Raw genomic sequence first — 13,845 nt, 5'->3', positions numbered from 1 at the left:
CTCCGGGCGAAATGATTCCGCATGAAGTCCTTTCCTTCATCGGAGCTCAGCTCGGCGTTCCGGCCGATGCGCTTCTCACCTATGCCGCCCGGCGTCAGACCCGCCAGCAACATATGGAGGCGTTGCGCGAGATCTACGGCTACAAGACATTCACGGGGCGCGGGGCCCGTGATCTGCGGGATTGGCTTTTCGATCAGGCTGAAGATGCCAGGTCGAACGAAGATCTGGCGCGGCGCTTCGTCGCGCAATGCAGGAAAATGGTGACCATCCTGCCGGCGGCGTCAACGATCGAGCGTCTGTGCGCCGATGCCCTTGTTGCCGCCGAGCGATGCATTGAGACACGGATAGCGGAAAGGCTCGACTTTAGTGTGCGCGAGCAACTGGACGGGCTTCTGACCGAAATGGTTGACGGAAACATCAGCCGTTTCATCTGGCTTCGCCAGTTCGAAGTCGGCAGCAATTCCGCATCAGCGAACCGCTTGCTTGATCGGCTGGAGTTCCTGCGCGGTCTGGAAGTCGATCCCCAGATCCTCCTAGGCGTACCGCCACACCGCATCGCGCGCCTGCGTCGGCAGGGCGAGCGTTACTTCACGGATGGCCTGCGCGACATCAGTTCGGATCGGCGGTGGGCGATCCTCGCCGTTTGCGTCGTCGAATGGGAAGCCGCGATCGCCGATGCCATCATCGAAACCCACGACCGCATCGTTGGGAAAACTTGGCGAGAGGCGAAACGGCTACATGACGAGCGGATTGCCGGTTCCAAGGCCGCAGTCACCGATACGCTTCGCGCTTTCACGGCATTGGGAGCCTCTTTGCTGGAAGCTCGCGACGATGGTGTTCCGTTGGACAATGTGTTGGCACGGTCGGCCGAATGGCATCAGCTTGAACAGCTGGTTGCCGTAGGGACGCAACTCACCAGTACATTGGCAGACGAGCCGTTGGCTCACGTCGGACAAGGGTATCATCGTTTTCGCCGATATGCGCCGCGGATGTTGCGATGCCTGAAGCTCAAGGCTGCGTCGGTGGCGGAGCCATTGATTGCAGCCGCGAAAGCCATCGGCGAAACACGTGCGCCGACATCAACAGGTATATCATTCCTGCGGCCGAATTCGAAATGGCATCGCCATCTCCGAGCGCAAGACCGAGGCGATGGTCGTTTATGGGAGGTCGCGGTGCTGTTTCATCTTCGCGATGCTTTCCGGTCTGGAGACATATGGCTGGATCATTCCCGCCGCTACGGCGATCTCAAGCAGGTGCTTGTTCCGATGACCTCGGCGCAGGCGAATGCCAGGATGGCTGTTCCTCTCGATCCTCAAGCTTGGCTGGCTGACCGCAAGGGTCGCCTTGCGGATGGTCTGAAGCGGCTGGCACGTGCCGCTCGCGACGGGACCATCCCCCATGGTAGCATTGAAGATGGAACGTTGCGGATCGACCGGTTGACCGCAGACGTTCCCGAAAGCGCAGAGGAACTGGTCCTCGATCTTTATCGTCGAATGCCGCCTGTGCGGATCACTGACATCTTGCTGGAAGTTGACGCGGCGGTCGGATTCTCGGACGCCTTTTCCCATCTCAGAACCGGAGCGCCATGCAGCGATCGGGTCGGCTTGCTGAACGTTCTGCTCGCCGAAGGGCTGAACCTAGGCCTTCGAAAAATGGCGGAAGCCTCGAACACGCATGATTACTGGCAGCTCTCGCGCCTTGCCCGCTGGCATGTCGAAAGCGAGGGCATGAACCAGGCGCTGGCGATGGTCGTGGCCGCGCAGGGCAAGCTGCCGATGTCCCGGTTCTGGGGCATGGGAAAAACCGCATCAAGCGATGGTCAGTTTTTCCCTTCGGCACGACAGGGCGAGGCCATGAACATGATCAACGCCAAGTACGGCAGTGAGCCTGGGCTCAAGGCTTATACCCACGTCAATGACCAGTTCGCGCCGTTCGCCTCACAGACTATTCCCGCAACCGTCAGTGAAGCTACGTACATCCTCGATGGCCTGCTGATGAATGAAGTCGGCCGGCAGGTCGGCGAGCAATACGCCGATACGGCGGGGTTTGCCGATCATTTGTTCGGGACCAGTGCCATGCTCGGCTACCGGCTCGTCTTGCGCATCCGCGACTTACCGTCGAAACGGCTTTATGTCTTCGATCCCGCGGGGACACCCAAAGATTTACGCAAGCTGGTGGGCGGCAAAATCCGCGAAGAACTGATTGTGTCAAACTGGCCTGATCTCTTCCGCTGTGCTGCCACGATGGCCGCCGGAAAGATCAGACCGAGCCAGTTGCTCCGGAAACTCGCATCCTATCCCCGACAGAACGATCTTGCGGCCGCGCTTCGGGAAGTCGGCCGCGTCGAGCGCACTCTCTTTATCATCGAGTGGATCCTCGATACCGATATGCAGCGCCGCGCCCAGATTGGCCTCAACAAGGGCGAAGCCCACCATGCCCTCAAGAGTGCCCTGCGCATCGGCCGTCAAGGTGAAATCCGTGATCGAACCACTGAGGGGCAGCATTACCGGATCGCCGGGCTGAATCTGCTGACGGCGATCATCATCTACTGGAATACCGTCCACCTTGGCCACGCCGTCGCCGAACGGCGAAACGAAGGCCTCGATGTGCCACCCGAACTTTTAGCCCACATCTCTCCTCTGGGCTGGGCGCATATCCTGCTGACCGGCGAATATCTTTGGCCCACGGAGGCAAACGCTTAGGGTGTCATTCCGCCCCCAGCCGGAACCGACCCCAGATGCCTCCACCAACTCGGAGAGACGCGGGAAGCCGAAATTGCGTGCATCGAAATCGGGCGATTGTTTCGCAAGGTGCGCGCCGACGCGGGCGAGATTGGCGCGGCCGTCTTCATCGGCCGAGGCCGTGACAGCCTTCGTCAGCATTTCCAGGGCGGCACGATCGAGCGTCGCTTTCGCTGGTGCAGGTTTGGCAGCGATCGCTTTGGGCGCGGCGGCTTCCGCTTCCTTTTGTTCCCCGGCCGCATTGAGCACGTCGAAATATACGAACTTGTCGCAAGCGGTGATGAAGGGGCGAGGCGTCTTGCGCTCCCCGAAGCCATAGACGGTGACGCCTTGCTCCCGGATGCGGGCGGCGAGGCGAGCGAAATCACTGTCGCTTGAGACGATGCAGAAGCCGGAAAAGCGGCCGGTATAGAGCAGGTCCATTGCGTCGATAATCATCGCGCCATCGGTCGCGTTCTTGCCGGTTGTGTAGGCGAATTGCTGGACCGGCTGGATAGAGTGTTCCAGCAGGCACTCTTTCGAGCCGTTGAGGTTCGGCTTGGTCCAATCGCCATAGATGCGCTTGACGCTGGCGGTTCCGTAGTTGGCGATTTCAGCGAGAAGGCCGGCGACGATCTTGGACGAAGCATTGTCGCCGTCGATCAGAAGCGCCAATGCCGGGCTATTGTCATTTGCCATCTTCTTTTCCCTCCGCTGGCACACCAGACTATACGAAGACACGCCCGGCTCAAGTGTTTCCTCCATAGAACCTCATGCGATCTTGCAAATCTGACGGTTCTGCCGCAAAATCCGGGCTTCAGTTCATTGCATCGAGCTTGCCGCAAGCGCCACATCGAGCGACGAAAGAGCGAAGCGATTGAGTTGAGAAGGGCGCACTTACGAGTTACTGCATAACTCAGCGCGCCGCCAGCTTGGAGACTGGCGGAAAGAATGAAAGTAGGATCGGAGCGACGGGTTGGCGATCTACCATTGCAGCATGAAGCCAGTATCGAGAGCGAAGGGCCGTAGTGCCGTCGCTTCGATGGCCTATCGTGCCGGGGAGAAGCTGACCAATGAGCGCGACGGCATCACGCATGACTACACGCACAAGCGCGGCGTGGAACATGCGGAGATCGTCTTGCCAGATGGCGTTTCGGCCGATTGGGCGCGGGATCGCTCGACGCTGTGGAATGCGGCCGAGTTTTCCGAAAAGCGGAAGGATGCCCGCGTTGCGCGGGAATTTGAGATTGCCTTGCCGCATGAGCTTTCGCCGGAACAGCGGCTTGAAGCGGCGCGCGACTTTGCGCAGGAGCTGGCGAACCGTTATGGCGCGGCGATCGATTTCGCGATCCATTCGCCGCACGACGCCAGCGACGTTCGCAATCATCATGCGCATGTGATGATGACGACGCGGCAGGTGACGGAAGACGGTCTAGGCGAGAAGACCTATCTTGAGCGCGAAAACAAATGGCTGCTGGCGAACGATCTTCCGGCAACCGACATGCAGCTTCGCGACCTTCGCCAACGGTGGGAGGGCGTTGCGAACGAGCATCTTGCGCGCGCCGGGTTTGATATTCGGATCGATCATCGTTCGCATATGGAGCGTGGCCTTGAGATCGAGCCGACCGAGCATATGGGTGTCCATGCCACGCAAATGGAACGGCGCGGGCTGGACGTGTCGCGCACGCGGCTGGACGAGGATGCGGCCAAGCGCAACGCCGAGCTGATCCGCGAGAAGCCGGAGCAGGTTCTAACCCTCATCACCGGCGAAAAGAGCGTGTTCGATCGGCGCGACGTTGCGCGGGCGTTGCATCGCTACATCAACGATGATCCGCAGGCGTTCCAGAACGCCTTTGCGACGGTGATGGCGTCGCCGGCGCTGGTGGAGTTGCAGGCCGAACGGGCGGACCCGGCAACGGGCGAGGTCGAGCTTGCGCGCTATTCGACGCGCGAAATGGTCGAGATCGAATCCGGCATGATCGAGAGCGCGCAGCGGATGCACCAGGCGCAGTCCCATGGCGTCGATCGCCGGCATGTCGAGCGCGCCATAGGGGCGCAGAACGCCGCCATTCAGAAGAGCGCCGGCGATCCTGCGGCGGGCTTGTCGGCCGAGCAGCGCGGTGCGATCGAGCATATTACCGGGCCGGAGCGGATCGCGGCCGTCGTCGGTTTCGCCGGCGCTGGCAAATCCACCATGCTTGCCGCCGCCCGCGAGGCGTGGGAGGCCGAGGGCTATCAGGTTCACGGCGCGGCCCTGTCGGGCAAGGCGGCCGAGGGCTTGGAGGAATCTTCCGGCATCCAGAGCCGCACGCTGGCGTCCTGGTCCCGCGGTTGGGAGAACCCACATAGTGGGGACCGCTATGCACTCGGCCGCGGCGACGTGTTCGTCATCGACGAGGCCGGCATGGTCGGGAGCCGCCAGCTCGCCCGCTTCGTTGGCGAGGCCGAGGCGCGCGGGGCGAAGATCGTCCTTGTCGGCGACCATGAGCAGTTGCAGGCGATCGGGGCCGGCGCACCGTTCCGGGCGATCACCGAGGAAATCGGCCATGCCGAGCTTTCCGAAATCCGCCGGCAGCGCGTGGACTGGCAGCGGGAGGCTTCCGTTGACTTCGCCACGCACCGGACGGCCGAGGGGCTGGCGGCCTATCGGGACCATGGCGCTATCAGCTTTGCCGAAACCGGGGAGGACGCGCGCGGCCAGATCGTGCGCGATTATCTTGCCGATCGCGACGAGCGCCCGGACGGCACCCGCGTAGCGATGGCGCATCGCCGGGCCGATGTTCGCGCCATCAATGACGCGATCCGGACGGAGCTACAGGACCGGGGCGAGCTGGCACGCGGGGAAGACGCCGGCGCACTGACCTTCCAGACCAATGACGGCAAGCGGGAGTTCGCCCCCGGCGACCGCATCGTGTTCTTGGAGAACAATCGCGACCTTGGCGTCAAAAACGGAATGCTTGGCACCGTCGAGCATGTCGAGGCGGGGCGGATCGTCGCGCAGCTCGATGGCCGGGGCGGCGAGAGCGTTTCCGTGCCGATGGGCGACTATCAGGCGATCGACCACGGCTATGCGACGACGATTCACAAGAACCAGGGCGCGACGGTCGATCGTGCCTATGTCATGGCGTCGGGGACGATGGACCGGCATCTAACCTATGTCGCCATGACCCGGCATCGTGACGGCGTGCAGCTCTACGCCGCCCGGGACGAGTTCACCAATGCCGGCAAGCTGGTGGAACATGGCGTTGCGCCCTATGAGCACCAAGCCGGCAATCGCGACAGCTATTTCGTGACGCTGGAAAACAGCAAGGGTGAGCAGCGCACGCTATGGGGCGTCGATCTTGAGCGCGCCATGAAGGAGGCCGCGCCGCAGATCGGGGAGACGATCGGCCTTCAGCATCTAGGCTCCACCCCCGTCACCTTGCCGGATGGCACGCAGACGCACCGCAACACATGGAAGGTTCAGGACGCCGGCGAACTGGCCTATGAGCAGCTAGAAAACCGCCTCTCCCGGTCTGGCGTGAAGGATACGACACTCGACTATACCAAGGACTTTGCCGAGCGGCGCGGGGTCGCGGAGGCGATCGGCATCCGCAGCGAGATCGAGATACCGGCCGAGCGCGCCGGGCTACGTGCGGAACGGGAGTCGACGGCCGAGCGGCACCCTGCCGAGTGGAACGTCCACGGCGAGCGGAAGCGCATCGAGGACCGCGCGCCGAGATCCTCGCAAAAAGTCGGCGTGGATCTCGCCGGCGATCGCCAGCAGCAGCACCGGGGCGCGGCCGCGCGGCCCGAGCGGGATCGCGCCGGCGAGGACGGCCGGCAGATCGAGCAGAAAGCGCCGCAGGCCGAGAAGCAGCGGGGCGGTATGTTCGCCGGCCTCAAGCTCGATGCGCGTTCTCAGCCCTCCCAGGATCGCGGCGAGCCTTCGCGGATGGAGCAGCGGCCGGAAAGAGGGGGGAGCTTGCAGGCTTCGTCGGCGCCAGAGGGGCCGACGCAGGACCGGCTTGCGGAGCGGGCGCGGCGGCAGTCGCCGCTTGAGGTCGCCGTTGACCGTTATGCGCGAGCCTATCAGTCGATCGACCAGCACCGCCGCGACGGCCTGCCGGTTCTCGACATGCAGCGCCAGGAAATCAATGCGGCCGGTCAGCAGCTCGACCAGGCGCGGCCGGGTTCGCATGACCTGATGCGATCGGCCCTGCAGCACGATCCGCAGACAGCCAAGGCGATGACGGAGCATTCCGGCCGCGATCGCGTCGGCCAACTCGTCGCCGGCATGGAGCGGGAGCGGGCAGCGCTGGCAGACCCGAACGTCAGGGCCGAGCGGTTCGTCAACCGCTGGCAGGAATTGCAGGGCCAGCGCCGGGAGCTGCGCGGCTGGCAGAACGACGCGGCGCGCGGCAAGGTCGAAAGCCAGATGAATGGCCTTGCCAAGAGTCTTGAGCGCGATCCGCAGGCGGAATCCATTGTGAGGAACCGCAGCCGGGAGCTTGGTATCAAGCACGAACTGCGCCAGGAGCAGAGCGTTTCCCGCGCCCTTCAGGACGAAATGACACGGAGCCAGCGCCTCAGCCGGGGCATCGGCATGGGAATGTAGAAAGGGAGTTCATGGCGGAACTGGACGACGACAGGGAAGGATTCGAGCCGGAGGCGAACGACGAGGACGCCGGCGACCCGGCTGCTGCGTTCGACGCGCTGCGCCGCACGATCGAGACGCAGGGCGCGCAGATCGGCGCGGAAATGACCGTCATGCGGCGCGGGCTGGAAGCAGCTTTCGACCAGCTCGAAAAGATCGAGCCGGCGCAGGACTACAAGCCCCAGCTCGCCCAGCTCGTCCAGTCCCTCGAAAATGTCGCGGAGCGTCTGCACGGCGTCGAGCAGTCGCCCGTTCTCCGGCAGGGTGCGCAGCACTATGCGGCGGCGCTCGAGCGCGCCGGCGAGGGCTTGGTGAAGGCCGCCGTGCAGAAGCTCGAGCGCCAGGCATCCGACCTCGAGCGCATCAGCGGCGTTCTCGCCTCCCACAACAAGCAGGCGTTTCACCGAAAGGACCAGGATTTCCGCATGTGGATGGCTGGCCTGGTCGGGCTCGTCGTCGGCATGTTCCTGCTTTTGCTGTTGCCGCGCTTCCTGCCGTTTTCGGCCGACAGCCATGTTGCCAGCTTCGTCATGGGTTATGACCGTATCAATGCAGCCTTCGCCATGATCCGGTCCGTCGATCCCCAGGGCGTCAAGAAGCTCGAATGGGGAGCCAGCTTCTATAACACCAGCGGCGGGGAGATTTCCGCGTGCCTGGAGAAAGCCAGGGAGACCCGCAAGGAACAGAAATGCACTATCACCGTGCCAGTGCCGGCGCAGTAGCATAGAGTTGTCGCGGGTTTCGGGATATTTGCGATGCATATTGTATGGGGTTGAGAACGCGCGACTGCGGAAAGAAGCCCGTTGATGGGAAGACATCCGTCCTTCGGGCGGCGAGCAGATATAGAGCATAGTCGCTTCTCCACACTGCGCGTCGCGCAACAAACAGACAGCGGTTTTCACTCGCATTCGGCCGGGTCCGGCGCGCTGTCTGTTTCCGTATCGAGCTTCCCATCAGTTCCTGATGGCCGTCTGGTCGAGCGCGGCACGCAGGCCCTTGGCGAGCCTGGACGCATCGTCATTTGCCCAAAAATGCATGAAGAACAGTCGAGGCGTGTCGTCCAGCATATGATTGTGGATCGCTGTTACCTCAATGCCGTTCTCCCGTAGCGCCCGCAACACCGGATTGACCTCTGATCCAATCAGGACGAAGTCGCCCGTGGTTGCGGCCTTTCCATCTCCTGTTGGCTGGAAATTGATGGCGATCGACGAGCCCATGGCTTCCGGCACATCCATGCCGCCGTCTTTGATCGTTTCCGCGCGGGGGATGCCGATCTGATACACACCGCCGTTCACCTTGCCCTTGTACCCGAGGGCCTGGTCGATGGCCGCCGTGTCGAGATCAATTGGAGGCGCCGCGGCTGCGGGTGTGTCGCCGAAGGGGGTACCGCTGAGCAGCAGCGCCGCATGCAAGGCGTCGGCAAGTTTCACGGGATCGCCATGGCCCATAACATGCATGTACATCGTCGTGGGCTCGGAACGCAGCAGATGATTGTGCAGTGCCGTGATCTCGACCCCGCCTTCGGCGAGTTTCTTCATCACCGGGTTCACCTCCGGCTGCGTCAGGACCAAATCGCCCATGACCATCGCGTCATGATCGCCCATCGATCGAAACGCGAGCCAGGATCCAAGAGCGAGGGCCGGTTTAAGCGTGACCCCGTCGAGCGTCACTTTCAAATCCGAACGCGGAAGGCCAATCCGATAGATTTGGTCGGACACCTGGGCGCCGGTTTTCCTGAGCGCCTTTGCAACGCCGGTCCAATCAGATTGGGCGTCGGCGGGCAAGGCAAAGGCCAGCATCAGGGCGGCCCCAAGCACGTGTTTCATGTACATCATCCTGCTCCATCGTTGAATTACCCGATTCCGAACGTGCTACCTCCAGGCCCCTTATGACCACTGTCTATGATCAATTTCGCTTTGAAGGCAGCTGCAAGATGCCTTCATCGTAGATGTCAATGCCGGACTGGCGTAGCTGGAGGGTTTTTCCCAAGTGCCAGACCGCATAGCAGCGCGGTGCCTCGTCAGCCTCGTCGAGGCAAAGCTGATCCTGCTGCACCTTCCAGCGCCCCGTGGTCTTCCTGCCCATCGAGTAGCTCGTAAGCGAGCCTCCCCGGCCGAACACAAGCGCCCAATGAACGTCATCGGTCAGTTCCATGCCCGTCAGTTTCGCACCGATCTCGCGGCCCTTGAGCATCCGGAACGCATCTTCGGCATGCACCATGTCGGTGAGGGTAAAGACGGCGATGCCAAGCAGGGCCGCCGTGACCCGCAGCATCGCCCGCGGTTCGAAACGGACCTGTGATCGGTGTCGAAGCATGGCCCTGTCCCTTTTGACCCGATAGCCATCCGTCAATTTGCGGCGGCCTTCATCGATGGCGGCCAGTTATGTGTTTCAGTTTTGCGGCGGGACGCCCAGGCATAAAGGGAATCGTAAATCACGAAGCCGCGCTTCAGCACTTCATGATCGTCCGGCGACAGGTCGCGAAGCCCCATCGAAATCGCCAGCAATCCAGCCGATTGCGGGGTGAGATCGGGGCGGCCGGTATCGGCACCGCGAACGATGGCGGCAATGGTGGCGATGGCAGGATCCTTGCCCAGATCATGCTTTTCGACAAAGGCGTCGAAACTACAGCCATCCCCGAAATGTGTATATTCCACACCAGGAACGTCATAGGGGATCGCCCCAGTTTCCTCAGCCACGGTCCTGACCTGATCCGGCGGCACGAACAGGAATTCAGGCTTCTGGTCGATGAACCGCGCGATCAGCCAGGGACAGGCGATCCGGTCAATGACCGGGCGTTCACGGGTTACCCATTTCATGATTTCGTCCTTTCGATAGAAACGTTGAAGGGAACGGTCGGCCCGCCGATCGCTCGCCAAGCGGCTAGTCCGCCGGACAGCATCTGCGCATCAAAGCCGATGCTGTGGAGTTCTGCTGCGACATCGCCGCTTGCCTGCAGGCCATAGAGGCAATAGGCCACGACCGGTTTCCCGCGCGGCAGGTCCTTTGCCCATTCGGCGGTCGCGCCCGGCACCTGGAACTGCGCCCCAGCCAGCATATCGCCCCGCGCCGGGGCGTCTTCGGGCGAACAGATATCGAGCAACAGGATGTCTTCCTGCTGCTGGAAGCGAGCGAGCAGGTCCTCGGGTGCGATCCCACGAACCGTTTCGCTTGGCGGTGTCATATCCTGATGCCGCTCGGCAATGTGTTGAAAGCGTCTGCCGACGCGATCCCAATGGATATTCTTCATGAAGGCATCGACATAGGCCCCGGCCTTTGACCCGAAATCGATGTGGTAGGCATGTTCATACATGTCGAGCGCCAGGATAGGTACGCTGCCGGCGAGACAGTTCGTGTGGTCTTGCGCCCATTGGATCATCAGGCGCTGATGGCGCTCAGACCAGGTAAGCAGAGTCCAGCCAGAGCCTCCGGCTTGCGCCTTGGCGCAAGCAGAAAACCGGGCGCGCCATTCGGTGACGCTGCCGAAATCTTGTTCTAGCGCCGCAGCCAGGCCGCCGCCAACATCGCCCGTGCCGCCAAGCCCGTCGAAATAAATCTCGTGCAAGATCGCCGAATTGGCGGCGATGAGCTCTTCACGTTTCAGGCCGTTGATGTCGAAGACCGGAGCCGTGCTCCAGTCGACCTCCTCGAAGCGTCGCTCGATGGCGTTCAGTCGCCGGACGGCACCGCCGTAATTATTCTCGTAATGACTCGCCAACAGGCGTTCGGAAAGGCCTTCCAGCCTGGGCGGCTGGAACGGCAGAGGCATGATCCGGTGTTGCAGCATGTACCATACTCCGCTTGCTCTCAATGTAAGGAAGTTACGTCAAAGCTGAATATGATACAAGTGTTGCATTTTATAAAACGGATTGATACGCTATGCCTATGTTAATCGACAGGCCCCAGACGGAGCAGCGTTGGCTGTTGCTCATTCACCAGTTGCCCAGCAAGCCGCCTTACTTCCGCGTGAAGATCTGGCGCCGCCTGCAGGGTATCGGCGCCGTGGCCGTGAAGAGCACGGTCTATGCGCTGCCGGCGAATGCAGAGGCACAGGAAGATTTCGAGTGGCTGCTGAAGGAGATTATTGAAGGCGGTGGCGAGGCCATGGTCTGCGAGGCGCGCCTGATCGACGGTCTGTCGGATTACCAGGTTCGTGGTCTCTTCGATGCTGCCCGTGACGAGGACTACGATGCGATCGCCAGGGAGCTGCGCACCTTGGCCGAGCGTATCGAATCGGGCGTGACATCCGAGGAAATGGCGGACGCGCGCAATCAAACCGGCCGCCTGCGCAGGCGGCTTTCAGACATAGCGGCGATCGATTTCTTCGGAGCAACCGGTCGTCTGGCGGCCGAGGGCCTGATCGCGGACATCGAAGCCAGGCTCGCAGAGGATACGGATATGACGAAACAATCGCCGGCGGCGGCGCAAGCGCCGGGTGATCTCAAGGGGCGGGTCTGGGTGACGCGCGAGGGCGTGCATGTCGACCGCATCGCCTGTAGCTGGCTTATCCGCCGTTTCATTGATCCCGATGCGACGATACGTTTCGTGCCAGGCAAGGGATATGAGCCCAACGCCGGGGAACTGCGTTTCGATATGTTCGAAGGTGAAATCACCCATGAGGGCGACCGTTGCAGCTTCGAGGTTCTGGCGACGCGGGCCGGCCTTGCGGAGCCCGCGCTGCAGGCGATTGCCGAGATTGTCCACGACATCGACCTCAAGGACGGCAAGTTCGGCCGCGAGGAAACGACGGGCATCGCAAGCCTGGTTGCCGGCATCTGCGCAGCAAACCCGCAGGACGAGCAGCGCGTCGCCCAGGGCGCTGCCGTCTTTGACAATCTCTACCAATATTTCCGCGCCAAGCGCGGCTGATCCATAGGAAATGAGCATGAGCCGGATTGAGACGATCGACACATCTTCCGCCCGTCAGCCGGAAACGCCGGGTCACGGTATTTCATTCGGCGAGGCCGTCCGCGTCTGGGCGCGGGTCGCGGCCCTGAGCTTCGGCGGTCCCGCCGGCCAGATTGCCGTGATGCACCGGATCATCGTCGAGGAGAAACGCTGGATCGGCGACACGCGCTTCCTGCACGCGCTGAACTATTGCACGCTCCTGCCGGGACCGGAGGCACAGCAGCTCGCCATCTATATCGGCTGGCTTCTGCACAAGACGAAGGGCGGCCTTGTTGCCGGCATCCTGTTCGTGCTGCCGGGCGCGCTGGCGATCATGGCGCTGAGCTGGATTTATGCGATTTTCGGCAATGTCGGCGCCGTTCAGGCCCTGTTCTTCGGGCTGAAGGCCGCCGTGCTGGCGATCGTGCTCGAAGCCGTCATCCGCATTGGCCGACGCTCCCTCAAGAACAACGTGCTGATCGGGCTTGCGGCAATCGCCTTCATCGCCCTGACAGTGTTCCGGGCGCCGTTCCCGCTTGTGGTTTTCGGCGCCGGCCTGATCGGATATATCGGCGGGCGGGCCGGATGGAAGGCGTTTCTTGCCGGCGGCAGCCATGGCAAGTTCAAGGGCGAGGAAGTAGCCGACAGGGACAGCGTTCTTGGCGAGGGCGTTCCCGATCATGCCCGGCCGCCGTTGTCGTGGTCCCTTAAGGTGGCGGCGGTCGGGGGCTTGGTCTGGGGCGGGCCGGTCCTTGCCCTATTTGTGTTTCTCGGGCCGGGAAACGTCTTCACCGACATTTCCATCTTCTTTTCCAAACTGGCCATGGTCACCTTCGGCGGCGCCTATGCGGTCCTCTCCTATGTCGCACAGCAGGGGGTCGAACACTATGGCTGGCTGAAGCCGGGCGAGATGCTGGACGGTCTTGGCTTGGCTGAGACGACCCCAGGCCCGTTGATCATGGTAACGCAGTTCGTCGGCTTCCTCGGCGCCTACCGTTCACCTGGAGCTTTGAACCCTCTGCTCGCCGGCACGCTGGGCGGATTATTGACGACCTGGGTGACGTTTGTCCCCTGCTTCTTGTGGATTCTGCTCGGTGCGCCCTTTATGGAGAATATGCGCAACAACAAGGCGCTGTCGGCAGCACTTTCAGCTATCACCGCAGCCGTTGTCGGCGTGATTCTCAACCTCTCCGTATGGTTCGCCCTGCATGTGCTGTTTGCACAGGTCTACGAGTTCCGCGGCTTTGGCATGATGGTCGACCTGCCGGTGTGGAGCTCGGTGAACATACCGTCCCTGGTCCTGACCATCGGCGCGGTCGTCGCGGTCTTTCGTTACAAAATCGGTATGTTGTCGGTTCTCGCCGCCTGCTCCTTGGCCGGGATAGTCTACGGCCTGCTCGCGGGGACGATCTAGCTTAGATTCAACACTGCGGTTAATGCACAGGTCAATCCCGCAGGCAATGTTCCCACAACGTTCTTTGAGTTGGCTAAAATCGCAGCTTCGAGCCGACTGGGCCTTGTGGCGTTGCAGGAGTCCTAAAACCTGCAACAGATCGGCCGCCCCCGGAAAATCAGGCGTTTTCGTGTCGCGTGTCTTTGTCG

10 protein-coding genes are annotated in these 13,845 nt (G+C 62.0%); 5 read left to right on the top strand and 5 right to left on the bottom strand.

Translation table 11 applies throughout. From position 1 onward, the window contains the following. On the top strand, nt 1-2,702 hold a 2,702-nt coding region (locus JNC70_RS21845; protein ID WP_374788980.1), incomplete at its 5' end, for a Tn3 family transposase. Here JNC70_RS21845 and JNC70_RS21840 read toward each other — a convergent pair. Beyond that, nucleotides 2,622-3,419, bottom strand: a complete 798-nt coding sequence (locus JNC70_RS21840; protein WP_374788979.1) for an NYN domain-containing protein — start codon at nt 3,417-3,419, stop codon at nt 2,622-2,624. The two genes, JNC70_RS21845 and JNC70_RS21840, sit on opposite strands and share 81 nt — an antisense overlap. 277 nt (nt 3,420-3,696) lie before the next feature. On the opposite strand from JNC70_RS21840, the gene traA reads away from it, so the two are divergent. Together traA and JNC70_RS21830 are read left to right on the top strand one after the other, a co-directional pair. Beyond that, on the top strand, nt 3,697-7,317 hold the full coding sequence (gene traA, locus JNC70_RS21835) for a Ti-type conjugative transfer relaxase TraA (RefSeq protein ID WP_374788978.1): 3,621 nt from the start codon (nt 3,697-3,699) through the stop codon (nt 7,315-7,317). An 11-nt stretch (nt 7,318-7,328) separates the two neighbouring features. After that, entirely contained in the window at nt 7,329-8,078 is a 750-nt protein-coding gene (locus tag JNC70_RS21830) for a DUF6118 family protein (protein ID WP_374788977.1), read from the top strand. A 231-nt stretch (nt 8,079-8,309) separates the two neighbouring features. Here JNC70_RS21830 and JNC70_RS21825 read toward each other — a convergent pair whose 3' ends face one another. From JNC70_RS21825 to JNC70_RS21810, 4 genes are all read right to left on the bottom strand, one after another. Beyond that, nucleotides 8,310-9,182: a DUF1259 domain-containing protein gene (locus JNC70_RS21825; RefSeq protein ID WP_374788976.1), complete on the bottom strand. Its 873-nt coding sequence runs from the start codon at nt 9,180-9,182 to the stop codon at nt 8,310-8,312. Nucleotides 9,183-9,261: 79 nt separating this feature from the next. Further along, nucleotides 9,262-9,672, bottom strand: coding sequence for a hypothetical protein (locus tag JNC70_RS21820; RefSeq protein ID WP_374788975.1), 411 nt, complete (start codon nt 9,670-9,672; stop codon nt 9,262-9,264). A gap of 32 nt (nt 9,673-9,704) precedes the next feature. Continuing rightward, on the bottom strand, nt 9,705-10,175 hold the full coding sequence (locus tag JNC70_RS21815; protein WP_374788974.1) for a chromate resistance protein ChrB domain-containing protein: 471 nt from the start codon (nt 10,173-10,175) through the stop codon (nt 9,705-9,707). After that, nucleotides 10,172-11,143, bottom strand: coding sequence for a Fe-Mn family superoxide dismutase (locus JNC70_RS21810; protein ID WP_374788973.1), 972 nt, complete (start codon nt 11,141-11,143; stop codon nt 10,172-10,174). Before JNC70_RS21810 ends, JNC70_RS21815 begins: the two co-directional genes overlap by 4 nt. Nucleotides 11,144-11,280: 137 nt before the next feature. On the opposite strand from JNC70_RS21810, the gene JNC70_RS21805 reads away from it, so the two are divergent. Next, nucleotides 11,281-12,225 carry a chromate resistance protein ChrB domain-containing protein gene (locus tag JNC70_RS21805; protein ID WP_374788972.1) on the top strand — a complete coding sequence of 315 codons (945 nt, stop codon included), beginning with the start codon at nt 11,281-11,283 and terminating at the stop codon, nt 12,223-12,225. Between the two features lie 16 nt (nt 12,226-12,241). Further along, complete coding sequence (chrA, locus tag JNC70_RS21800; RefSeq protein ID WP_374788971.1) at nt 12,242-13,657, top strand: chromate efflux transporter; 1,416 nt, start codon at nt 12,242-12,244, stop codon at nt 13,655-13,657. The last annotated feature ends 188 nt before the right edge of the window (nt 13,658-13,845 follow it).

This window comes from Brucella oryzae, from assembly GCF_041929965.1.
Classification (GTDB): domain Bacteria; phylum Pseudomonadota; class Alphaproteobacteria; order Rhizobiales; family Rhizobiaceae; genus Brucella; species Brucella oryzae.
This window is presented reverse-complemented; position numbering and strand designations above follow the sequence as displayed.